Source organism: Faecalibacterium sp. An122 (assembly GCF_002160895.1).
GTDB lineage: Bacteria > Bacillota > Clostridia > Oscillospirales > Ruminococcaceae > Faecalibacterium.
Genome location: NZ_NFLL01000001.1, coordinates 167,405 through 190,590, shown reverse-complemented (window position 1 = coordinate 190,590; position 23,186 = coordinate 167,405). Strand labels below are relative to the sequence as shown.

At 58.7% G+C, this 23,186-nt stretch carries 20 protein-coding genes and 6 tRNA genes; 14 read left to right on the top strand and 12 right to left on the bottom strand.

What is annotated here, in order from left to right; translation table 11 throughout:
- The first annotated feature begins 208 nt into the window (after positions 1-208).
- The 3 genes from B5E67_RS00855 to B5E67_RS00845 all read left to right on the top strand — a co-directional run bounded on the left by B5E67_RS00855 (position 209) and on the right by B5E67_RS00845 (position 2,849).
- Complete coding sequence (locus B5E67_RS00855; protein ID WP_087381856.1) at positions 209-1,429, top strand: aminotransferase class I/II-fold pyridoxal phosphate-dependent enzyme; 1,221 nt, start codon at positions 209-211, stop codon at positions 1,427-1,429.
- A 231-nt stretch (positions 1,430-1,660) separates the two neighbouring features.
- Positions 1,661-2,146, top strand: coding sequence for a sigma-70 family RNA polymerase sigma factor (locus B5E67_RS00850; protein ID WP_242956711.1), 486 nt, complete (start codon positions 1,661-1,663; stop codon positions 2,144-2,146).
- Positions 2,133-2,849 (top strand): zf-HC2 domain-containing protein, encoded by a 717-nt coding sequence (locus tag B5E67_RS00845; RefSeq protein WP_087381850.1) that lies wholly within the window; start codon positions 2,133-2,135, stop codon positions 2,847-2,849. Before B5E67_RS00850 ends, B5E67_RS00845 begins: the two co-directional genes overlap by 14 nt.
- Before the next feature lie 60 nt (positions 2,850-2,909).
- Here the strand turns inward: B5E67_RS00845 and B5E67_RS00840 are convergent.
- Positions 2,910-2,992, bottom strand: a tRNA-Leu gene (locus B5E67_RS00840).
- Between the two features lie 109 nt (positions 2,993-3,101).
- On the bottom strand, positions 3,102-4,067 hold the full coding sequence (locus tag B5E67_RS00835) for a hypothetical protein (protein WP_087381847.1): 966 nt from the start codon (positions 4,065-4,067) through the stop codon (positions 3,102-3,104).
- A gap of 332 nt (positions 4,068-4,399) precedes the next feature.
- Between B5E67_RS00835 and B5E67_RS00830 the strand changes: the two genes are divergently transcribed.
- On the top strand, positions 4,400-5,041 hold the full coding sequence (locus B5E67_RS00830; protein ID WP_242956694.1) for a CatA-like O-acetyltransferase: 642 nt from the start codon (positions 4,400-4,402) through the stop codon (positions 5,039-5,041).
- An 88-nt stretch (positions 5,042-5,129) separates the two neighbouring features.
- Here the strand turns inward: B5E67_RS00830 and B5E67_RS00825 are convergent, their stop codons facing one another.
- From B5E67_RS00825 to B5E67_RS00795, 7 genes are all read right to left on the bottom strand, one after another.
- Positions 5,130-7,013 (bottom strand): ABC transporter ATP-binding protein, encoded by a 1,884-nt coding sequence (locus B5E67_RS00825; protein ID WP_087381844.1) that lies wholly within the window; start codon positions 7,011-7,013, stop codon positions 5,130-5,132.
- Positions 7,006-8,790, bottom strand: coding sequence for an ABC transporter ATP-binding protein (locus B5E67_RS00820; RefSeq protein WP_158098832.1), 1,785 nt, complete (start codon positions 8,788-8,790; stop codon positions 7,006-7,008). Before B5E67_RS00820 ends, B5E67_RS00825 begins: the two co-directional genes overlap by 8 nt.
- Before the next feature lie 217 nt (positions 8,791-9,007).
- Positions 9,008-9,083: transfer RNA gene (locus B5E67_RS00815), tRNA-Gly, on the bottom strand.
- Positions 9,084-9,087: 4 nt separating this feature from the next.
- Positions 9,088-9,163, bottom strand: a tRNA-Phe gene (locus B5E67_RS00810).
- Positions 9,164-9,167: 4 nt separating this feature from the next.
- Positions 9,168-9,244: transfer RNA gene (locus tag B5E67_RS00805), tRNA-Asp, on the bottom strand.
- A 3-nt stretch (positions 9,245-9,247) separates the two neighbouring features.
- A tRNA-Val gene (locus B5E67_RS00800) sits at positions 9,248-9,323 on the bottom strand.
- 6 nt (positions 9,324-9,329) lie between these two features.
- Positions 9,330-9,405 (bottom strand) — tRNA-Gly (locus B5E67_RS00795).
- A 215-nt stretch (positions 9,406-9,620) separates the two neighbouring features.
- Here B5E67_RS00795 and B5E67_RS00790 point away from each other — a divergent pair.
- The 4 genes from B5E67_RS00790 to B5E67_RS00775 all read left to right on the top strand — a co-directional run bounded on the left by B5E67_RS00790 (position 9,621) and on the right by B5E67_RS00775 (position 12,952).
- The gene (locus B5E67_RS00790; protein WP_087249698.1) at positions 9,621-10,463 is read left to right on the top strand and encodes a sulfide/dihydroorotate dehydrogenase-like FAD/NAD-binding protein; all 843 of its coding nucleotides are present in this window, start codon (positions 9,621-9,623) and stop codon (positions 10,461-10,463) included.
- A gap of 2 nt (positions 10,464-10,465) precedes the next feature.
- A complete protein-coding gene (gltA, locus tag B5E67_RS00785; RefSeq protein WP_087381838.1) occupies positions 10,466-11,869 on the top strand; it encodes an NADPH-dependent glutamate synthase in 1,404 nt (467 codons plus the stop codon).
- Between the two features lie 211 nt (positions 11,870-12,080).
- Positions 12,081-12,749: a DUF3796 domain-containing protein gene (locus tag B5E67_RS00780; protein ID WP_204246506.1), complete on the top strand. Its 669-nt coding sequence runs from the start codon at positions 12,081-12,083 to the stop codon at positions 12,747-12,749.
- Between the two features lie 2 nt (positions 12,750-12,751).
- A complete protein-coding gene (locus B5E67_RS00775; protein WP_087381835.1) occupies positions 12,752-12,952 on the top strand; it encodes a helix-turn-helix transcriptional regulator in 201 nt (66 codons plus the stop codon).
- 76 nt (positions 12,953-13,028) lie between these two features.
- Here the strand turns inward: B5E67_RS00775 and pta are convergent, their stop codons facing one another.
- Entirely contained in the window at positions 13,029-14,054 is a 1,026-nt protein-coding gene (gene pta, locus B5E67_RS00770) for a phosphate acetyltransferase (RefSeq protein ID WP_087249553.1), read from the bottom strand.
- Positions 14,055-14,313: 259 nt separating this feature from the next.
- Between pta and B5E67_RS00765 the strand changes: the two genes are divergently transcribed.
- Both B5E67_RS00765 and B5E67_RS00760 read left to right on the top strand, forming a co-directional pair.
- Positions 14,314-15,006: an AzlC family ABC transporter permease gene (locus B5E67_RS00765; protein ID WP_087381832.1), complete on the top strand. Its 693-nt coding sequence runs from the start codon at positions 14,314-14,316 to the stop codon at positions 15,004-15,006.
- A complete protein-coding gene (locus tag B5E67_RS00760; RefSeq protein WP_087381829.1) occupies positions 15,003-15,329 on the top strand; it encodes a branched-chain amino acid transporter permease in 327 nt (108 codons plus the stop codon). Before B5E67_RS00765 ends, B5E67_RS00760 begins: the two co-directional genes overlap by 4 nt.
- A gap of 69 nt (positions 15,330-15,398) precedes the next feature.
- Here the strand turns inward: B5E67_RS00760 and B5E67_RS00755 are convergent, their stop codons facing one another.
- Together B5E67_RS00755 and B5E67_RS00750 are read right to left on the bottom strand one after the other, a co-directional pair.
- Positions 15,399-16,616: an AI-2E family transporter gene (locus tag B5E67_RS00755; RefSeq protein ID WP_087381827.1), complete on the bottom strand. Its 1,218-nt coding sequence runs from the start codon at positions 16,614-16,616 to the stop codon at positions 15,399-15,401.
- A gap of 184 nt (positions 16,617-16,800) precedes the next feature.
- Positions 16,801-17,580 carry an alpha/beta hydrolase gene (locus B5E67_RS00750; RefSeq protein WP_087382317.1) on the bottom strand — a complete coding sequence of 260 codons (780 nt, stop codon included), beginning with the start codon at positions 17,578-17,580 and terminating at the stop codon, positions 16,801-16,803.
- Between the two features lie 163 nt (positions 17,581-17,743).
- Between B5E67_RS00750 and B5E67_RS00745 the strand changes: the two genes are divergently transcribed.
- From B5E67_RS00745 to B5E67_RS00730, 4 genes are all read left to right on the top strand, one after another.
- Complete coding sequence (locus B5E67_RS00745) at positions 17,744-18,313, top strand: uracil-DNA glycosylase (RefSeq protein ID WP_087249543.1); 570 nt, start codon at positions 17,744-17,746, stop codon at positions 18,311-18,313.
- Between the two features lie 170 nt (positions 18,314-18,483).
- Complete coding sequence (locus B5E67_RS00740) at positions 18,484-19,485, top strand: hypothetical protein (protein ID WP_242956693.1); 1,002 nt, start codon at positions 18,484-18,486, stop codon at positions 19,483-19,485.
- A 73-nt stretch (positions 19,486-19,558) separates the two neighbouring features.
- The gene (locus B5E67_RS00735) at positions 19,559-22,096 is read left to right on the top strand and encodes an ATP-dependent DNA helicase (protein WP_087381822.1); all 2,538 of its coding nucleotides are present in this window, start codon (positions 19,559-19,561) and stop codon (positions 22,094-22,096) included.
- A gap of 70 nt (positions 22,097-22,166) precedes the next feature.
- Positions 22,167-23,117, top strand: coding sequence for an RluA family pseudouridine synthase (locus tag B5E67_RS00730; protein ID WP_087381819.1), 951 nt, complete (start codon positions 22,167-22,169; stop codon positions 23,115-23,117).
- Positions 23,118-23,186: the final 69 nt, after the last annotated feature.

Genomic DNA, 23,186 nt, shown 5'->3' with positions numbered 1-23,186 from the left:
ATTGAAACATCTTGATTGTACGCGGAAAGCCGTTTTTTCATCCATGCCGGAACAAAAAGCGACCTGAAATGCGATACGCTATAGTATGCGCCGCCGGGCCGCGGAATATCATGCCCCGCCCGCTCAAGGGGCGGCATTGACCCGCCGGGCACAGTGTGCTACACTGATACCAAACGCCCAAAAGCATCACCAAAGGAGACGATTTGACATGCAGTACGATTTCACTTCGATTCTGGAGCGGCACGGCAAGGATGCCATCGCGGTGGACAGCCTGGGCCGCAACCCCGGTTTTGCTCCCGAGGCTCCCGGCGAAGGATTTGACGCCATTCCCATGTGGGTTGCCGACATGAACTTTCCCACGGTGCCCACCGTCACCGAGGCCATCATCCAGCGGGCCCAGCACCCCGCATTCGGCTACTTTTCGCCCAGCGATGAATACTATGACTCCATCATCCGGTGGCAGGTCACCCGCAACGGCTGTGACCCTGCCCTGCTGACCCGGGAGTGCATCGGCTACGAAAACGGCGTTCTGGGCGGCGTGGTCAGCGCTCTGACCTGCTGCACCGCCCCCGGCGACCCGGTTCTGGTCCACAGCCCCACCTACATCGGATTCACCAAGTCCCTCACCAACAACGGCTACAAGATTGTTCATACCCCCCTGGTCAAGGACGAACAGGGCGTTTGGCGGATGGACTACGAGGACATGGACCGCAAATTGAAAAAGTACCACATCCACACCGCCATCCTCTGCAGCCCCCACAACCCCTGCGGCCGCGTCTGGGAGCGCTGGGAGCTGGAAAAGGCCATGGAGGTCTACAAGGCCAACGACTGTGTGGTCATTTCGGATGAGATCTGGTCTGACATCCTCCTGAACGGGCACAAGCATATCCCCACCCAGAGCATCAGCGAGGACGCCCGCAACCGCACCATTGCCCTCTATGCCCCCAGCAAGACCTTCAACCTGGCCGGTCTGGTCGGCAGCTACCACATCATCTACAACAGCTATCTTCGGGACCGCTGCGTGGCCAAAAGTTCCAAGTGCCATTACAACGACATGAACGTTCTCTCCATGCACGCCCTGATCGGCGCCTACAAGCCGGAGGGCTATGTCTGGGTGGATGAGCTTTGCCAGGTCCTGTCCAACAACATCAACTACGCCTGTGACTATATCCGGGATCACTTCCAGGGCGTCACCGTCAGCAAACCCGAGGGCACCTACATGCTCTTTGTGGACTGCACCGACTGGTGCAGCGCCCACGGCAAAACCATTGACGACGTGGAAAAAGCGGCCTGGGCGGTGGGCGTCGCCATTCAGGACGGGCGGATGTTCCATAGTCCCTGCTCGGTGCGTATGAATCTGGCTCTCCCCTTCTCCCGCATTCAGGAGGCTTTTGACCGTCTTGACCGGTACGTCTTCAACGCACAATAATTCTCCGATTTGTCTCCAAAACGCAAGACAGGCCATCCCGCGGGGTGGCCTGTTTTATTTTGAACGTCCGGCGATTTTGCACAAAAAGCGGAGCATATTTCAAGCAAAATAGAGATTCCTCCAGCCCTGTGTAACCATTTGCACCTTTCGGGATATAGTAATAGATTGGCACAAACAATCGGACCGGTTGATTTCTTGTTTCACGGAAAAGAGGTGATCGGATTGAGCGATGTGGACGTGGAAAACATGTACCAAAACTATGCAAAACCTCTGTACTGGTTTCTTCTAGGTCTCTCCCATTCGCCTGAAACGGCAGAGGAACTGACCGCAGAAACATTCTATCAAGCCATCCGGTGCATCAAGCGCTACGACGGCAGCTGCCAGCTGAAAACCTGGTTGTTTCAGATCGGCAAAAATCTATGGCTGAAACAGTGCGCCAAAGAAAAAAGGGACTTCCATCTTATCGGCCAGGAGGCTTCTGTCGAGTGTTCTTATGACCCGATGGACCAGATTGTGGACGAGTCAGAGGAGCGAATCACGTTTTACAAAAAGATCACTTCCCTGGACGAGCCCTACAAAACCGTTGTTTATCTCCGCCTTGCCAGCAACCTTACCTTTGAAGAAATCGGTCAGGTATTGAATCAAAGTGCCAACTGGGCAAGAGTCACCTATTATCGAGCGAAAGAGAGGTTGAAAGCCAGTTATGAAAAAGATTGAGCTGCCGTGTTATCTTGTGGAAGACCTTTTGCCTCTGTATGTTGACCACCTGGTCGGCGCAGAAACCGCAGATGCCATCCAATCACACTTGTCCCAATGCAAAAACTGCACTCTTAAATACCAGGCTCTTGCATCCCCTCTGAAACTGCAGAGCGAATCCGTCCCCTTTGAGGATGCCGGCGGAGTGAGTTTTCTGAAAAAAGTACATCGGGCCAGTGTATATAAAATGATTTGCTTTGCGGTATGCTGCATGTTCCTCTTTTCAGCGGCACTTTACCTGATCGCTTTCCGCCAGCATGCATTTGACTTTGAAGTCAACCATCTCTACCAGCTGTCGGACGGCTCCATTTATTTTGAACTCCTCCCCTCAAAGGACGAGCAATGGATCAACGGCATTTCCTATCGCGACGGAATTTCTGAGGATCTTTCCTGTTATGAAATTCAGATGGGTTACTCGTTTTTGAGCTTGTGGCAGAGCGGAGGAACTTCTCTCGGCGAGCGAAGCTATTGCTTTGTCCGCACCCCTGAACCGGCTTCGGACGGGACGGACAGCCTGCCCATCTATTACACACAGGGAAACAGCCGGCTTTTGATCTGGGACGGAAAAACCGAGCTCCCGGCTGCACCCGAAGAAATCGAAGAAAAGGCCCAGAGTGTTCTTAGTCCGTTTTCCATTTGCGGCACTTCATCCCAGCCCAACTAAATGATACAGAGCAAAACCCCCGGCTCCTCTCCTGCTGGAAAGGGTCCGGGGGTCTTTGTATGGTGCGGGAGAAGAGGGTCGAACTCTCACTCTTTCGGAACTGGTGCCTAAAACCAGCGCGTCTGCCATTCCGCCACTCCCGCATGGAATGCGTATTTAGTCTACCAATCTGCAAGGGAATTGTCAATCCAAAATTTTGACCGCAAAAAAGCCTGGCCATCCAAAAGAACGGCCAGGCGCGGTTTGCCGGTGTCAAAGATTTTTTTCGATGTCCTGCCAGCAGGGATTGGACCGGATTTCGGCGTCCTCCCCAAAGAAGGCTTTGCCGGCCTCGGTGTCTCCCTGCAGCCAGTACATAAACCAGGCGGTCATGTAGCCGTCACCCCAGGGCAGCATCTCGGCGTGGTCGGCGCCGGTGCGGCGGGCCCGCAGTTTGGGCGTGGATGCCGGGACGCCGCTGTAGTTTTCTTCCTGGGACCACAGGGGCGAGATGGAAACCTCCTGGGTGTCCTCCACCACTTCCGGCACACCTGCTTCGCCGGCATCCAAAAGGCCGGTGCCTGCGGCCATAAAGTAGGGAATCTCAATTTTGGAGACGTCGTACTCCCAGTTCAGCGTGGAGGCATACAGGCTGGAAGGGGTGCTGGCTGTGTAGAGGGCCTTATAACGCCAGCCGTTTTTCTGATTGGTCACGCCGTTGATGGCGCCGATGGCGCCCTGGGAATGTCCTGCGGCGCCGACGCATTCCAGGTCCAGCTTGTGGTAGAAGACGCTTTCTTCATCCTCGTTCAGCTCCACCAGAAGGTCCAGAGCGCCGTCGGAGCTGCTGCCGTTCCAGGAATTCTGTTGTTCGTTGCCGATCACCACAAATCCCCAGGATGCCAGATGCTGAAAGATCGGCGAATACCGCGAAGCGGCCACTCCGGTGCCATTGGCCATGACCACCACCGGCCACTGCTTGCCGTTCTCCTCTTTCAGAGCCGAGGGATACCAGACTTCGTACCGCTCAATCAAAAAATCCCGGGCCGGATAATCGGTATAGGAGACATCGTATTCTCCCATAGCGGTGTACTTCTCCTCGATGGCGCCGCCGGTCTGGGTCTGTTCGTAGTAATTGGTGGTCACCGACGGAACATCCTTGGACCAGTCCTGAACCGCTCCTGTCACCGCGACCGCCACCGCGATGGCGATGGCAACCCGCTGGATGGTTTCAATCATGCAAGATCAACTCCTTCTGAGGCCCGGGCCGGCGTGCCTCCCTGCTTTCTGATGCCTGTCCGGGGTTCTTTTTCTGGTTCCATTTTACCAGCACCGCCGCGGCAAGTAAACCCATTTTGAGCAAATTACACAAATAGCGGAGGCTTTACATTCTGTGCGGCGGCATTTATAATGAATCTATCCCTTGAAAAGGAGGCGATGAAATGAAACTCTGCATTGCAGCATCTCCATGCAAGGCTTGACGGGATAGACTTGTATGGGGAAGCCATTTCTATCCCCACAGCTTTGCACGTCTGTTTGACTTACCGATACAGGTGCAAAGGAGAATCCATATGAATTTTCAAAGAGTTGATCTGAACGCATGGGAGCGGGGCAAACTGTTCCAGTTTTACATCCAGCGGATGCGGGTGGTGATGAGCCTGACGGTGGATCTGGACGTGACGCCTCTGGTGAAATACGCCCGACAAAACGGGCTGCGGTTTTACCCCTGCATGATCTGGGTGGTTTCAAAAGTTGTCAATGCCCACGACCACTTTAAATACAGCTGGGACCCGGAGGGGCATCTCATCCGGTGGGATTCCATCTCCCCCAGCTACGCCGTTTTCGACCAAAACGACGAGCAATGCACCAAGCTGGTCACACCCTTTTGCGAGGATCTTTGGGAGTTTCACGCCCGCTTTCTGCGGGATCAGGAAACCTACCGGGATGTCCGCGGTATTGTGGACCATCAGCCGCCCAACTTTTTTGATGTGTCCTGTCTTCCGTGGGTCCATTACCGCCATTTTGATGTGCATGTGTTTGACGAGGGAACCTTTCTTGCCCCCGTCGTCACCTGGGGCAAATACGAGCTCCAGCAGGGCCGTATGATCATGCCCTTGACCATGAACATCCATCATGCGGTGGCGGATGGTTTCCATCTGTCCCGGTTTTTCACAGAGGTCCAGGAACAGATCAACACCTTTTCTAAAGACTGACCCGGCGCCTGACGCCGCGGTCTGCGAATAGAAAAAGCAGCTCCGCCGCCGGGTTTCATGGCCCGGGACGGAGCTGCTTTGTTTATGGTTACTTTTTCATCTGTTCGCGGTGGTACTGGAGGGTGTAGAGCTGGTAATAGCGGCCCCGCTTCTCCAGCAGTTCCTGGTGATTTCCCTGCTCGATGATCCGGCCATGGGACAGCACCACAATGTTGTCGGCATGCTGGATGGTGGACAGGCGGTGCGCCACGATGAGCATGGTTCCCACCGACCGCATCTTTTCCAGGGAGTCCTGGATCAGCTGTTCGGTCTCGGTGTCGATGTTGGCGGTGGCCTCGTCCAGAATCATGACCGAGGGCTCATGGAGAATGGTCCGGGCAAAGGAGATCAGCTGGCGCTGGCCCGCCGAGAAGTTATTGCCCCGCTCCCGCACCGGCTCATCCAGGCCGTCGTCCAGCTTCTGGATGAAGCGGTCCGCGTTCACATAGCGGCAGACCTCCATAATCCGCTCATCGGGAACGTCCTCCATCCGCAGCACAATATTGCTCCGGATGGTGCCCGAGAACAGGAACACATCCTGCAGCATCTGGCCGAAGTGGCGGCGGATGCAGGAAATCTTGATCTTGCGGATATCCACCCCGTCGATCAGGATTTGTCCCCGCTGGAACTCATAATTGCGGCAGATCAGGGAGAGGATGGTGGTTTTGCCCGAGCCGGTAGAGCCCACAAAGGCCACCGTCTGCCGGGGTTCCACATGGAAGGAAACGCCCTTCAGCACCCACTCTCCGGGGATATAGCTGAACCACACATCCCGGAACTCGATTTCTCCCTTGATCTCGGGCAGGTCGATGGCGTCGGGGGCGTCGGTCATCACCGGCTGCAGGTCCAGAATCGAGAACACCTTCTCGGAGGAAGCCATGGCCGACTGCAGCCAGTTGAACTGTTCGGCCAGGTTCTGGATGGGGTTATAGAACTTGGAGATATACATATAAAAGGTGACGATGGTGCCGCCGGAAATGGTCTGTCCCAGGAAGGACACCCCGTCCAGATACCCCATGCCGCCCAGATAGAACAGGCACAGCACCGAGCTGACGTACAGCATATACACCAGCGGGCGGAACACGCCGAACACAAAGATTTCGTCCCGCTTGGCCTTGCCCAGCGCCTCGCTGCGGCGGCGGAAATCCTCCATCCGGGCGTCCTCCCGGCCGAAAATCTGGGTGATTTTGATGCCCGACAGGTTCTCGGACAGATAGGTGTTGATGTCGGTGGTGCAGTCCTTGACCCGCCGGTAGGCCCGGCGGGAGAATTTGCGGAAAATGACGGTGAACAGCACGATGAAGGGCACAAAACAGAGGATCATCAGGGTCAGCTCATAGTTGACCATCAGCATGGCCCCCAGGATGCCCAGAATCACAAAACAGTTCTTCGCCAGGTTGACCAGAAGGTTGGTGAACATCATCGAGATGGCGTTGGTATCGTTGGTCACGCGGGTCACCAGCTTGCCCACCGGGATCTCGTTCAGCTGTTCATGGGCCAGGGACTCAATGTGGGTGAACAGGTCTTCCCGCAGGTCCGAAATAATCCGCTGGCCGGCTTTCTGGAGGATCACTGCCTGGAAATAGGAGCTCACCATGGAAAAGACCAGGATGCCCGCATAGGCCGCCACCATCCAAAAGAGGGCGTCCAGGGTGAAGTCCCCCACCAGCATCTCCTCCACGGCGCCCACAATCAGCGGGGAAACAATGTCGTAGACGATGGAGAACAGCATCAGCAGGCCGGCCGCGATGAAACTGCCCAGATAGGGCCGGGCGTAATGGGCCAGGCGGCGGACGATTTCGCCGTCCGAGATGTTCCGCTCAAAGCCCATGGAGGTCTTTTTGTCCTTGACGGTGGCATAGGCCACAATCAGAAGAACCGACACGGTGCCGATGATTCCCCCGGCCAAAACAAGCGGGTTCAGCTCAGTCATGGTTTCCACCTCCCAGCTCATCTTCCAGCCGCTGCAGGTCCACCATCTTGCGGTATTCCTCACAGCGTTCGTACAGGGCCTCATGGCTGCCCACATCCACCACGCAGCCGTCGTCAATAAAGACAATCTTATCCATCCGCTCCACGGTGGAGATGCGGTGGGCAATCAGGATGGTGGTCTTCCCTGCCCGCTCGGCGTTCAGGTTGTCCAGAATCACCTTCTCGGTGCGGGTGTCCACCGCCGAGACCGAGTCGTCCAGAATCAGGACGGGTGCATCCAGCAGCAGGGCCCGGGCAATGGAAATGCGCTGTTTCTGGCCGCCCGACACCGTCACGCCGCGCTCGCCCAGAACGGTATTGTAGCCCTCTTTGAAGGCGGCCACGTTGTCGTGGACGTCAGCCATCCGGGCCGCACGCTCGATCTGGGCCGGGTCGGCGGCATCCAGACCGAAGGCGATGTTATGGGAGATGGTGTCCGAGAACAGGAAATTGTCCTGGGGCACATAGGCGCAGGCCGAGCGCACCGAGCGGATGGACAGGGTGTTGACGTCCTGGCCGTCCATGAACAGGGCGCCGTCCGGCACATTGTAAATCCGCAGAATCAGATCCACCAGGGCGGTTTTGCCGGCGCCGGTCTTGCCCACAATGCCCACCCGCTCCCCGCTGTGGATGGTGAAAGAGATATCTTTCAGCACATCGTATTCCCCATCGGGGTAGCGGAAGGTCAGGTGCCGGAAGGCGATTTCGCCTTTGGGGTCGGTCAGCTCGTGGACGCCCGGACGGTCGGCCACATCCACCGGTGCGTCCAGCAGCTCGGTGATCCGGTTCAGAGAGGCCTTGCCGCGGGAGGTCTTTTCAATCAGCATGGAAACGGCCATGATGGGCCAGACAATGGCCGAAAAGTAGCCGATGTATTCCACCAGCTGGCCCGCATTGAACCGTCCCACATAGACCAGATAGCCGCCGTAGCCCAGAATGACGCAGGTCACCGACTCCACAAACAGGGTGACCAGGATGTTCAGCATGGTGGAAATCCGGGTATAGATGACGTTGATTTTCTCGTTTTCCCGGTTGAGCTTGCGGAAGGCCATCAGTTCCTTGGTCTCCTTGACAAAGGCCTTGACCACCGCAATGCCCGAGAAATTCTCCTGGGCGAAGTCGGACAGGTCCGAGAAGGCCTGCTGGCGCTCCTCCCACCGGCGGGTCATCACCCGCCCCACAATGCTGCCCACCAGGAACATCAGAAAGGCCGGGATCATGGCCATCATGGTCAGGGACCGGTCCATCTGCCACATCTTAATAAAGGCCAGCAGGCCCAGGAACAGCGCATCGCAGAACATCAGCACGCCGTCGCCGAAACACTCCTGAATGGTGTCCAGGTCGTTGGTGTAGAGGCTCATGAGGTTGCCCACCTTGTTCACCTGGTAATAGGCCTGGGACAAATCCTTGCTGTGGTCAAACATCCGGTTGCGCAGGTCGGTCTCCACCCGGATGGCCGCCCCGAAAAAGCAGATGCGCCACAAAAAGCGGCCGATGATCAGCGAGACAATGATTCCGATCATGGGCAGGCAGATATTCTGCATCAGAACCTCTTTGGTGAAAGGCGTCGGCACCCCCTCCACCAGCACCGAGCCGCTGTTGATGCCGTTGATGAGCATCCGGTACAGCTCCGGGATAATCAGCTGCATGTAATCCACCAGGATCAGCGCCGCCACACCCAGCAGCAAAGTGGGCGCATACTTCCAATAATAGCGGTTGATATACTTGCCAAAGATCAAGCTTGATTCCTCCTTGTCCTGCCAGGCAAAAAGCCTGTTTTTTCTTTCCATTTTGCCGCATGTCCCATCAGTATATCCCGACAGAACAGGCTTTGTCAACCGGGGTTTGCACTTTGCTCAACCAAGCCCAAAACCGCCCCGGGAAGCGCCGCTCTTTCTGCCGCAGACACAACAAAAAACCTGTTCCCGACTTGATATCAGGAACAGGTTTTCGTGATGGAGCGGCCGACGAGGCTCGAACTCGCTACCTCCACCTTGGCAAGGTGGCGCTCTACCAGATGAGCTACGGCCGCATAATGGTGCCTCCGATCGGAATCGAACCAATGACACGGGGATTTTCAGTCCCCTGCTCTACCAACTGAGCTACAGAGGCATAATGGCGACCCGGATCGGGCTCGAACCGACGACCCCCAGCGTGACAGGCTGGTGCTCTAACCAACTGAGCTACCGGGCCACATGGTGGAAGTTAACGGGCTCGAACCGCTGACCCTCTGCTTGTAAGGCAGATGCTCTCCCAGCTGAGCTAAACTTCCACAGAATGGAGCGGCCGACGAGGCTCGAACTCGCTACCTCCACCTTGGCAAGGTGGCGCTCTACCAGATGAGCTACGGCCGCTTATTTCATGTGGTGTGCCGCCGTAGGACCGGCGACGAAAGCTATTATACTCAAAACCACCGCACTTGTCAACCACTAATTTTGCATTTTTTGCAAAATACAGTTTGCATTGCATTATTTCCCTAAAAATTGTATAATGAATACTGTTATGGCGGCAGAGGGGTCAGCCCTCTGCTGCGGGAAAGGAACAATAAGTATATAAAGGAGTTATCGCCATGTACCGGATCATCCAAAAGGTCGTGCTGAACCCCACGGTGACCAAAATGGTCATCGAAGCGCCCCTGATCGCGCAGAAGGCGCAGCCGGGTCAGTTTATCATCATCCGTCCCTTTGAGGACAGCGAGCGCATTCCCCTGACCATCGCCGGCTATGACCGACAGGCAGGTACGGTAGACATCATCTTCCAGATTGTGGGCGGCACCACCATGGAGCTGAACACCCTGAACGAAGGCGACAGTGTCCACGATTTCGTGGGCCCCCTGGGCCGCGCCACCGAGACCGAAGGCCTGAAGAAGGTCTGCGTGGTGGGCGGCGGCGTCGGCTGCGCCATCGCGCTGCCGGTGGCCCGCAAGCTGCACGAGCAGGGCTGTGTGGTCCACAGCGTGGTGGGCTTCCGCTCCAAGGATCTGCTGATCCTGGAGGATGAGTTCACTGCATGCAGCGACATCCTGAAGGTGATGACCGACGACGGCAGCTACGGCACCAAGGGTGTCGTCACCGCCGCTCTGGAGGAGCTGATTGCCGCCGGCAACCAGTACGACGAAGTCATCACCATCGGTCCCCTGATCATGATGAAATTCGTGGTCAAGACCTGCCAGAAGTACGGCATCAAGAGCGTTGTTTCCATGAACCCCATCATGATTGACGGCACCGGCATGTGCGGCGGCTGCCGCCTGACCGTGGGCGGCAAGACCAAGTTCGCCTGCGTGGACGGCCCCGACTTTGACGGCGACCTGGTGGATTTTGACGAGGCGATGGCCCGCGGTTCCATGTACCGGCCCTTTGAGACCCATGCCCGCGAAAAGGCCTGCAATCTGCTGCAGATGGAGGTAAAGTAATCATGGCTTTCAATATGGACCCCAAAAAGTGCCCCATGCCCACCCAGGACCCCAACGTCCGCAACAAGAACTTCAACGAGGTGGCCCTGGGTTACACCGCCGAGATGGCCGTCAATGAGGCCAAGCGCTGCATCCACTGCAAGAACAAGCCCTGTGTGGAGGGCTGCCCCGTGGGCATCAAGATCCCCGATTTCATCGCCCAGGTGGCTGAGGGTAACTTTGAAGCCGCCTATCAGATCATCAGCGAGGACTCTTCCCTGCCCGCCGTCTGCGGCCGTGTCTGCCCCCAGGAGAGCCAGTGCGAGGGCCGCTGCACCCGCGGCATCAAGAACGAGGCCGTGGGCATCGGCCGTCTGGAGCGCTTTGTGGCCGACTGGCACCGCGAGAACGTCCACACCGACCCGGTGGTTCCCGCTCCCAACGGCCACAAGGTGGCTGTGATTGGCGCAGGCCCTGCCGGCCTGACCGCCGCCGGCGACCTGGCCAAGATGGGCTACAAGGTCACCGTCTACGAGGCTCTGCACGTGGCAGGCGGCGTCCTGATGTACGGCATCCCCGAGTTCCGTCTGCCCAAGGCCATTGTCCAGCAGGAAATCGACGGCCTGAAGGCCATCGGCGTGGACTTTGAGTGCAACATGGTCATCGGCAAGGTGCTGACCGTTGACGAGCTGATGGGCCAGTACGGCTACGAGGCCGTCTTTATCGGTTCCGGCGCCGGTCTGCCCCGGTTCATGGGCATCCCCGGCGAGAGCCTCAAGGGCGTCTACTCCGCCAACGAGTTCCTGACCCGCTCCAACCTGATGAAGGCTTATCGGCCCGACAGCAAGACCCCCATTTATGTGGGCAAGTCGGTGGCTGTCGTGGGCGGCGGCAACGTGGCCATGGATGCCGCCCGCAGCGCTCTGCGTCTGGGCGCCGAGAAGGTCTACATCGTCTACCGCCGCGGCATGGAGGAGCTCCCCGCCCGCAAGGAGGAGATCGAGCACGCCGAGGAAGAGGGCATCATCTTCAAGACCCTCACCAACCCCGTGGAGATTCTGGCCGACGACAACGGCTTTGTCCGGGCCATCACCTGCATCCAGATGGAGCTGGGCGAGCCTGACGCCTCCGGCCGCCGCCGTCCTGTGGAGATCCCGGGCAGCGAGTTCACCCTGGAGATGGACACCGTCATCATGAGCCTGGGCACCAGCCCCAACCCCCTGCTCCGCTCCACCACCCCCGGCCTGGAGACCAACAAGCACGGCTGCATCGTTACCGGCGGCGAGGCCGGCGACACCAGCCGTGAGGGCGTCTATGCCGGCGGCGACGCCGTCACCGGCGCTGCTACCGTCATCAAGGCCATGGGCGCCGGCAAGGCTGCCGCCAAGGCCATCGACGAGTACATCAAGTCCAAGGCCAACGCCTAAACCCTAACATCATTTTGCTTTGCAAGTCCCCTGCACCCCAGCCGGTGCGGGGGATTTTTTGTGTCTCCCAGAGTTGCCGGTCTCGGGCCGAGAGAGGCAGATCGCATTCCCCAAAAGAGAAAAATTTGTCTCATTCCCATTGACACCCAACCCAAAAAGAGATATATTTATCTCACAAGGATACAAATACATCTCTTTTGGAGGCGTTCATATGAAAAAGAAAACCATTCTTCGGATCGTCCTGCCCGGGCTGGTGTGCGCCAGCGTCATGGCAGCTTCCAGCTGGTACGCCATCCGTTACAACGACAGACGACTGGTCAAGCCCATGGATTTTTCCACCTACGTCTTTTCTTCCAAAGACCTGCCCATGCTGGTGTCTCTGGGTCTGGTTCTTCTGTATGCCGCCTATCTGGTGGTGCTGTGGGTGCGGGCTTTCATGAGACAGCGGCGCAGTCCGGCCGCTTCGCAGTTTACCCGGACGGTATCGCCCAAGCTGGGTTTTCTAGGTCTGCTGGGCTTTTTGGGATTCAGCGGGTTTTGGACCTATCAGCGCAGCGGAAGCGTGTTCCCCTTTGTCTTTTTCATCTTCTTTGGGTTTTTCGGGTTCTTCTATGAGGGCAAAATGTCCCATACCCTGATGGATGAGCGCTACAAGGAAAACTGGATGCGGGCGCATTTTAATGCCAATCAGGCCGCACTGAAAATCATCTTTGTGGCCACCATTCTCCTGGGACAGGGCGCCCTTGGGGACAACTTGTCCCGCACCTTCATGTTCTACATCATCGCTGTGACCCTGGCGCTGGCGCTGGGAATCTTCCTCGGGGAGTATCTGCTCTACCGCTATGACCACGACGAGCAGCCCGATGAAAGCGAGGGCTGACCATGTCGGATTTTGTCTGCCATCTCAAACAGTACCGTCTGGCCAAAGGCCTCACCCAGGAACAGCTGGCCGCCCAGGTCGGGGTGCGCCGCGAAACCATTATGCGGCTGGAAAAAGCCCAGTACAACCCCTCCCTCAAGCTGGCGGTGGATATCGCCCGGGCGGTGGAAGCCCCCATCGAGGACATTTTCCAGTTCGATTGACCCAAAAAAGCCGCCCGGCTCCCTCTGAGGAGAACCGGGCGGCTTTCATATTGTTTTGAGCGCGGACGAAAACCTGTTAGGACTGGCAGGCAGTGATCAGGCTCATCTTGTAGACCTCGTCGGCGTTGCAGCCGCGGGACAGGTCATTGATGGGGGCGTTCAGGCCCTGCAGGATGGGGCCGTAAGCGGCATAGCCGCCCAGACGCTGGGCGATCTTATAGCCGATGTTGCCGGCCTCGATGCAGGGGAAGATGAAGGTGTTGGCCTGGCCAGCCACCTTGCTGCCCTTGCACTTGGTCTGAGCGACCTCGGGCGAGACGGCTGCGTCGAACTGCAGCTCGCCGTCGATGGCCAGGTCGGGAGCCAGAGCCTGAGCCTTGATGGTGGCGTCGTGGCTCAGAGCCACGGTGCCGCCCTTGCCGGAGCCCTTGGTGGAGAAGCTCAGGACGGCGACCTTCGGGTCGATGCCGAAAATGGCAGCAGTCTTGGCGGTCTCGACAACCACCTCAGCCAGCTTGTCCGCAGCGGACAGCTTGACCTCGCCGGTAGCCTTGTCCACGGTATCCTGGTAGTCGATGTTGATGGCGCAGTCGCCCATGGCGATCCGCTTCAGGCCCTCATCGCCCCAGTCGCGGTCCAGAATGAAGCAGGAGCTCACCAGGTGAGCGCCCTTCTTGGTCTTGATCAGCTGCAGAGCGGGACGGACGGTGTCGGCGGTGGAGTAGGTGGCGCCGCCCAGCAGGCAGTCAGCCTTGCCCATCTTGACCAGCATGGTGCCGAAGTAGTTGGACTTCTTCAGCAGGCTGGCGCACTCCTCTGCGGTCATCTTGCCCTTGCGCAGCTCGACCATGGTGCTGACCATCTCGTCAAAGCCCTCATAGGTATCGGGGTCGATAATCTCAGCGCCCGAAATATCAAAGTTGCCTGCTGCAGCCGCTGCCTCACACTCAGCCTTGTTGCCGACCATGACGACGTTCAGGACCTTCTCGGCCAGCAGCTTGCTGGCGGCCTCCAGAATGCGGGGGTCGCTGCCCTCAGTGAAAACGATGGTCTTGGGGTTCGCCTTCAGCTGCTCTACCAGCGGCGCAAACATATCTGCCATTTTGATTACCTCCGATAACGTTACCAAATTTCACTTCCTATGTTGGACACAAGAAGCTCTTTCTCTCTTATTTTAACACAAGGCGCTGAAACTTCAATACGCAATTCGGATTTTCTATGAAATTTTACGCCTTTCTTCCTCCGGATTCCCCATCCTCCGGCCCGGCGCTCCCTTGACAGATCCCCGGAACCGTTGCAAAATAGGAAATACCGCCCCGGGCATCTCATGTCCGGGAGCTCAGAGGAAAGAGGGAATCAGGATGAAACGCAAGGCGCTGAAAGCCGCTCTCCCCTACACGCTGCCCATCTGTGTCGGCTTTTTGTTTTTGGGGATTTCTTACGGCTTTCTGATGCGGAGCAAGGGGTTTTCGTTTGTCTATCCGCTGTGCATGAGCCTGTTTATCTTTGCGGGGTCCATGGAGTTCGTCACGGTGGAACTGCTGCTGTCGGCCTTCAACCCCCTGCACGCCTTTTTGCTGGCGCTGATGGTCAACGCCCGCCATCTGTTTTATGGGCTGTCCATGCTGCAGAAATACCGCCGCACCGGCTGGAAAAAGTTCTATCTGATTTTTGGGATGTGCGACGAGTCTTTCTCCATCAACTGCACCGTCACCCCGCCGCCGGACGTGGACCGGGGATGGTTCATGTTCTTTGTCACCCTGCTGAACCACATTTACTGGGTGACCGGCGCCACCCTGGGGGCGCTGCTGGGATATGTGATCCACTTTGACACCACCGGCATCGAATTCGTTATGACGGCCCTGTTTGTGGTCATGTTCATCAACCAGTGGGAGGAGTCCAAAGACCACCGGCCCGCCCTGGCGGGGCTGGGCTGTTCGCTGGTCTGCCTGCTGATTTTCGGCAGCAGTTCCTTCATTGTGCCGGCCATGGCGCTGATTGTCCTGAGCTTCCTGCTGGGCCGCCGCAGTCTGGAACGGGAGGTGGACCAATGACCACTACACAGAGCATCCTCACCATTGCGGCGGTGGTGCTGGCCACCATGCTGACCCGGTTTCTCCCCTTTCTGGTTTTCCCCGAGGGGAGAAAGCCGCCTGCCGCCATCACCTATCTGGGCACCGTCCTCCCCTACGCCGTCATCGGCCTGCTGGTGGTCTACTGCCTCAAAGATGCCGTGTTCACTTCCTGGCACGGCCTGCCGGAGCTGATCGCCATCGCCTTTATCGTAGTACTGCACAAGTGGCGGAAAAACACCCTGCTGAGCATTGCAGCAGGAACCATCCTGTACATGGTTCTGGTCCAGAGCTTCTTCCGATAAGCCGTCAAGCCAAAGAAAAAGCGTACCGCCGGCCCGGTTTGGGCACACGGTACGCTTTTTTGTTATGGGTTACGGCTGGTTGTTTTCCGCGTTTTCCTCCAGGGTGGTTTCAAGGGTTTCTTCCAGGATGTCGTTCAGGTTGTCGCTCTGTTCGGCCTCCTGGGCGGCTTTCTTGCGCATCCGGTCGATGCGGGCGTTGACGGTTTCTTTCAGGAGGATATAGACCACCGCCATCACCGGGATGAAGAAGATCATGCCCAGAATGCCGAAGGCCTCGCCGCCCACCAGAACGGCAATCACGGTCCACAGGGGTTCCAGGCCCACCGAGCTGCCCACCACGCGGGGGTAGATGAACTGGTTCTCAATGAACTGAACCACCTGATACACCACCAGGCAGAGAATGGCCTGCAGGGGGTTGACCAGAAGGATCAGGGCCACGCCGATGCCGCAGGAGATGAAAGCGCCCACATACGGCACAAAGGCACAGACAGCGGTCAGCACCGCAATGAGGCTGGCATACGGGATGCGGAACAGGGACAGCGCAATGAACATCAGCACGCCCAGCACCACAGCCTCCATGGACTGGCCCGACAGGAACTTGCCAAAGACTTCCCGAATCAGGATGCCCACATGGTAGATCTGGTCCGCCACCGGCTGCTTGACAAAGGCGTAGAGCAGCTTTTTGGTCTGGCGGGAGAGGTTCTCTTTGTCGATGAGGATATACAGGGCAATGACCAGAGAGAACAGCGCGGTGCCCAGCACCGAGACGGTAGCGGTCACAGCCCCCACCAGGGTGCCCAGCATGCTGGTAGCGCCGTTGATCATCTGACCGGCCAGCTCCTTCAGGTCGATGGAGGCCAGCTGCTGTTCCAGCATGGTGGTGTCGATGCCCAGGCTGTAGAGATAATCAATCCAGCCGGGCAGGCTGGCCTGAATCTGGAGAATGACGCTGGAAATGGACTTCTGCAGCTCGGGGATCAGCATCAGAACCACGATAGCCACAACCATCACCATGCACACAAAGGTCAGCAGCAGGCTGAGAATCCGCAGTGCCTTGCCCGACTTCTCGGGGTGACGGCGGTAAAAGATCTTTTTCAGCAGATTTTCGATGCCGCACATGGGCACATTGAGCAGAAAGGCCAGGATGCCGCCCACCAGAGCCGGGGTGCACAGCCCCAGAAGCCCATACACCCAGCGGATCACCGTGTTGAAATGCGTCAATCCAAAATAAAAAGCAATGCCTCCAAAGACAAGGAGCGCTGCGAAACGTTGTTTTTGTTTTTCCATCCCAATACTCCTGATGTTTCTTGCAAAGGGGTTCCGGCGCCGGCGCGGGGCCCGGCGCACTGCGGTTTCTTTTCCATTATGCACGGATTTTGGGTACAGGTCAATAGATTAAATCCAACTTTTGTCTAAACTATGGCGGTTTTCTCCGGCTTTTTGGACCAATTCCAAGGGCTTTGACAGGCCTTCACGCCTTCCCTTCCAGAAACGGCAGCGCCGCCTGGAGCCACTCCTCCGGCAGGTACACCGACAAATACCCATGACCATAGCCCTTGGCCTCCCGGATGGTGCAGGACGGCACCATGGACCGGAACAGCTGCGCCGACCGTTTGACGCACTTCATTTCTTTCTCGCCGTACCAGTACATGACCTGGGCCCGGGTATTCCGGATGCTGTCCTTGAGCCGGTAGTGCATCATATAGGTGCGGTACATGGTATAGAGGGTTTCCATCGGCAGACGGGGCATATCCTCCATGTAATGGGCCTGGATTTCCTCGGGATAACACATTTTCTCCGGCAGCGTTTTGGGCATCAGGGCAAGCTGCCAGCGGCAGGCCCGCTCGCTGAACATCCACCGTCCAAACAGGCGCACCGATGCGATGCAGAACCGGCCCAGGGCCGGCTGCGGGATGCAGAGACTGCCGTCGATGATGGCCTTTTGGGCCAGATCAGCCCTGCGGGACAGAAGCTCTATCACAATCTGGCCGCCCAGCGACACACCGCACAGGGCAAACAAGTGCCCGCCGCAATGGCTGTCTATATATTCCAGGATCTGGTCGGCGGTTTTCTCGGTGGAGACGTATGGGGTGGCAAATTCCTCCCCGTGGCCGTCCAGGGTGGGGAGAATCACATGGTAGCGGGGCGACAGGGCCCGGGCCTGCCGCAGGTAATTCCACCACGCATTTCCGCCGCCGTGAATCATCAGTATGTGGGGCAGACGCTTGTCCCCGAAGGTATGAAATTTCACCCGGTTCATCCCCCTTTTTATGGTTTTGGGCTGGCTGTATTGTACCACAGTCGGCGGAAGGCTGTACAGAGGCATCCGGCGCAAAACTTTTGAGGACAAAGCACCGGTTTTGTGCTATAGTATAACTACAAGTCCAAGATTCACCGGAAAGGAAGTGCGCTTCATGGATCTTTCTACCCTGCAGGCCCAGTGCCTGACCTGCACCCGCTGCCCCCTGTGCCAAACCCGGAAGCACGTTGTCTTTGGACAGGGCGTGGAAAACGCCGAGGTCCTGTTTGTAGGCGAGGGCCCCGGCCAGAGCGAGGACGAACAGGGTCTGCCCTTTGTGGGACGCAGCGGCCAGCTGCTGGACAAATACCTGTTTGCCATCGATCTGGACCGCACCAAAAACTGCTATATCGCCAACATCGTCAAGTGCCGGCCGCCCCAGAACCGCGACCCGCTGCCCGACGAGAGCGAAGCCTGCATGCCCTGGCTGCGGGAACAGTTCCGGATTCTGCGGCCCAAAATCGTGGTATGCCTGGGCCGGATTGCGGCCCAGCGGATGATCCGGCCCGGCTTTTCGGTGACCAAGGAGCACGGCATTTTCACCGAAAAGGGCGGCGTCGCCTTCATGGGCACCTTCCACCCGGCCGCCCTGCTCCGTCAGCCCCAGAACAAACCCGCCGCTTTTGAGGATTTTACCGCCCTGCGGGACAAGATCCAGGAAGTGTGCGATCACACCTATCTCTGAGCGCTTTGTGCTTCTGAGTGGCATTCCGCCTCGCTTTTGCATACCTTGTGCCAAAAGCGAGGTGTTGTACTATGGAAGCAAAATGTCCGCAATCTGTCGATTTCTTTCTCGGCACCACCACACCGGCGGGGTTCCACGGATATTTCCAGGAGCTCGGGCAGGAACCGGGGATGCAGCTCTATCTGATCAAGAGCGGCCCCGGCTGCGGCAAATCCACCATGATGAAGCAGCTGGCCCAGCTTTCGTCCGGGCCTGTTCAGCGCATCCACTGTTCCAGCGATCCGGACAGCCTGGACGGCGTGGTATTCTGTGACAAAAAGGCCGCCATCCTGGACGCCACCGCTCCCCACACCATGGAGCCGCTGGCTCCCGGCGCCGACGAAGTGGTAGTCAGCCTGTATCACACCATGTCGGTGGAGGATCTGCACCCTCACCGGGAGGAAATCCGGGCCCTCTTTGCCCGGAATGCGTCCCTGCGCAGCCGGGCCGCCCGGTATATCGCGTCGGCGGGCAGTCTGCTGCTGGACAGTCGCCGTGCCGAGGCCTGCAGCACCGATTTTGAGAAGGCCCGCCGGTACGTCAAGCGTCTGTGCGCCCGTCTGCTTCCCCGCCAGAACGGCCCCGGAACCGAACAGATCCGCCTTCTCTCAGCCATCACTCCCCAGGGACCGATTTTCTATACCGATACCATCCGGGCGCTGTCTGACCGGGCTGTGGTGTTCCGGGATGAGTACGGCGCGGCCTCCCGTTTCCTGATGGAGCAAATTCACGACGAAGCCCTGGCCCGGGGATATGAGATCATCACCTGTCCCTGTGCGCTCCACCCGGAAGAGAAGGTCGACCACATCCTGATCCCCTCCCTGCGGCTGGCGTTCCTCACCGACAACAGCTGGCATCCAGTGGCCCTGCCCGGCCAGCAGTCGGTCCGATGCACCCGGTTTTTGGACCGGAGCAACCTGTCCGGGTTCCGGGCACGGCTGCGGTTCAACTCCCGGGCTGCGCAGGAACTGATCCAGCAGTCCACCGCCCTGATGGCCAGCGCCAAAAGCTGCCACGACGAACTGGAGAGTTACTACCGGGCGGCGGTCAACTTTGAGACGGTGGAGCAGATCACCCGGGACTGCGCCCGGGTGTTGGGCCTGGACCAGACCCAGCTTGTTCCCAAAGTCTGACCCGCAAGAATAAAAAAAGCTCCCGGCCCGCACCGGCCGGGGAATCGCAAATCAATCCATGTGAGGTGAAACCATGCAGGAGGTACGTCTGGCGGTCCGCCAGCTGGTGGAGTTTCTGCTCCAGACCGGAGACATCGACAGCCGCTTTGCCGGATTTGACCGGGCCAACGAAGGGGCCCGTATCCACCGCAAACTTCAAAAGCAGGCGGGCGACGGCTACCGGCCCGAGGTGTTCCTGTCCGGCACGCGGGATGTGGAGGGCATTCGCTACACCGTCGAGGGCCGGGCCGACGGGATTTTTGTGGATGGCGAGGAGCGGACCGTCATCGACGAGATCAAGACCACCGGCGTCCCGCTGCAGGAGATCACCGAGGACCTCAACTTCTGCCACTGGGCCCAGGGGATGGTGTATGCCGCCATCTACGCCGATCAAAACGACCTGTCCCACATCGATGTGCGGCTGACCTATTATCAGATTGATGATGACAAGGTTATATACTTTACACGTCATTTTGTGCGCGATGCACTGGAAGATTTTCTCCTGGGCCTGCTGAAAGAGTATGCTCCCTGGGCCCGGCGCCAGCTGGACTGGACTGAGAAGCGGCGGGCCAGTCTGCTGGATTTGCAGTTTCCTTATAACCAGTATCGGCCCGGGCAGCGGGCCCTTGCCGGGGAGGTTTACCGGGCCTGCCGCACTGGTCGGGAGGCCGGAAAGGGCGGGTTCCGGCTGTTCTGTCAGGCTCCTACCGGAACCGGCAAAACAATGAGCGCCCTGTTCCCTGCCATGAAGGCTATGGGGGAAGAAAAAGGTGAAAAGCTATTTTACTTTACAGCCAGAAATACCGCACGGACCGCCGCCGAAAGCGCTGTATCCCTGCTGCGCCAGGCCAATCCCGGCCTGTCCTTCCGATCGGTGACCCTCACCGCCAAGGAGAAGGTGTGCCTGTGCAAGAACGAGGCGGGCCGCCCGGTCTGTCTGCCCGAGGTCTGCCCTTTCGCCAAGGGTTACTACAATCGGGTCAAGACCGCGCTGGCCGATCTGCTGGACGGCGGCGGCCAGCTGGACCGCCCCGCCATCGAGGCCGCCGCCCGCCGGCATACCGTCTGCCCCTTTGAGCTGGGTCTGGACCTCAGCGACTGGTGTGACCTCATCATCGGGGACTACAACTATCTGTTTGACCCGACGGTTCATCTGCGGCGCTTTTTTGAGCTGAACGGGGACTGGGTGTTCCTCATCGACGAGGCTCACAACCTCCCTGACCGGGCCCGGGAGATGTACTCGGCCTCTTTCGCCAAGAGCGACATCACCGAGGCCAAGCGGGCCCTGCTCAAGGGAAAGAACTCCCTCAAACGGCATCTGATCCGGGCAGACAAAGAACTGCTGGCCCTGCGCCGGGCCTGTGAAGCGCTCGCCCCGCGGCGGGGCGCCGCTGCCGTCCCCGGGTCCGAGACCGCGCCGCCGCAAGTTCAGCAGATGGGACTTTTCGATGAACCTGCCGGCGAGGCTGCCACCGGCTCTGAATCACCAGAGGCCCCTTCCCTGCTGCCTGAACCGATTTATGCGCAGGACGGGACCGTCTTCTTCAAAGAGCTGCCGCCGGCCCTGGTACGTCCTCTGCTGGGGCTTCTGCCAGCTCTTCAGGACTGGCTGGAGAAGAACTCCGAGGACCCGGCCCACGAGACGCTGCTGGACCTCTACTTTGGGCTCCACGATCTGCTCCGCACAGCGGAGCGCTACGACGACCACTACGTCACCCAGCTCACCGCCCACGGGAGCGACTTGACCATCCGGCTGCTCTGTCTGGACCCCTCCGCCTTTGTGGACGACAGCCTGGCCTGCGGCCGGGCATCGGTCCTGTTCAGCGCCACCTTGATTCCTCCCGGCTACTATAAGAATGTGCTGGGCTGCGGCGGCGCCCGGGCGGTGGCGCTGGAAAGCCCCTTCCCCGCCGAAAACCTGGGCCTCTACTGTCTGCCCGGCATTTCCACCCGCTACCGTCAGCGGGAGGCCAGCGTCCCGGCCATTTCGGACGCGCTGGCCGCGCTGGCCGCAGGCAAGGTGGGCAACTACCTGGCCTTCTTCCCCAGCTATGCCTATCTGCGGCAGGTCTACGCCGATTTTTCCGCCCGCTACCCCCAGATCCGCACCATCGCCCAGGAGAGCGGTCTGGACGACGCCGGGCGGGCCGCCTTTCTGGAACACTTCTCTCCTGACCCGACCGAGACCCTGCTGGGATTCGGGGTGCTGGGCGGCGTCTTTGGCGAAGGCGTGGATCTGGCCGGCAGCCGTCTGATCGGCTGCGCCATTGTAGGCGTGGGGCTGCCCCAGGTCAGCCCGCGGCAGGAAATGCTCCGCCGCTATTTTGAGGAGAAAGACGGCAGCGGTTTTGATTATGCCTACCGCTTCCCGGGGATGAACAAGGTCCTGCAGGCGGCGGGCCGGGTCATCCGCACCGAGACCGACCGCGGCGTGGTGCTGCTTCTGGACGACCGCTTCACACAGGAGGGATACCGCAGACTTTTCCCGCGACACTGGGCCCACATCCAATATCTCTCCGGCACCGACAGCCTCCGGCGGGCGCTGGATGATTTCTGGGGCCCAGAGCCTTGACAGAACGCCGTCCCATCGGCTACAATGATGCCGTAATTGTTGAATGTACCATGGCTATGGAGGAATTTTCTTGAAGATACTCAAAGTGAAATGTCTGGCCCCCACCCGGCTGGACCATTACCTGATGCAGCAATATCCTGCCCTCAACCCCGGCCGCCTGAACAAGGCCCTGCGGGAAAACAAAATCAAGCTCAACGGCAAAAAGCAGCCCCTTTCCACCCGCGTGATGGCCGGGGACGAAATCAAGCTGTTTATTCTGGACGACCAGCTGGACGACAGCTGCGACACCGCCGGTCCCGCCTGGAAAAAGGCCCGCTGCCCCGCTGAGGTGGTCTACAACGGCCCCCAGCTCCTGGTGGTCAACAAGCCCGCCGGTCTGGCGGTGGACGGCCCTGAGAACGACACCCTTCTCAACCGCGCGCTGCTCTATCTGAACAGTCAGAACGAGTACAGCGAGGAGAGCCTCTACCAGCCCTCCCTCTGTCACCGGCTGGACACCGGCACCAGCGGCCTGGTCCTGATCGCCAAGACCCCGGAGGCCGAGCAGATTCTGCTGGAGGCCATCCGGGAGCGGAAGGTCCAGAAGACCTATCTGTGCGTCACCTTTGGCCGGCCCATTCCCCCCGAGGGGACGCTGGGCGGCTGGCTGCTGAAAGATGCGGACATGGGCAAAGTCCAGATTCTGTCCGAGAAGCGCCCCGGCGCCAAGGAAGTCTGCACCGAATATGAGACGGTGGCCGTCTCGGGACGGCTGGCCCTGCTGAAGGTTCGGCTGATCACCGGCCGGACCCATCAGATCCGGGCCCACATGGCCAGCATTGGCTGCCCCATCCTGGGCGACAGCAAGTACGGCAACAACGCCGCCAACCGGGAACTGCGGCTCAAATACCAGGCTCTGTGCGCCTGGGAGCTGGTTCTCCCCTCCTTCACCCAGCCCATTCTGGCTGACCTCAGCGGCAAGGTGTTCCACGCACCCCGGCCCTGGTACTATGGCCAGATTCTGGACGGAACCCTGAAATAATTTCAGGGCAACAGTCTGTTGCTTGGCGCGGTTTGGGAAGTATGATACACTCTCCATGAGGTGATCGCT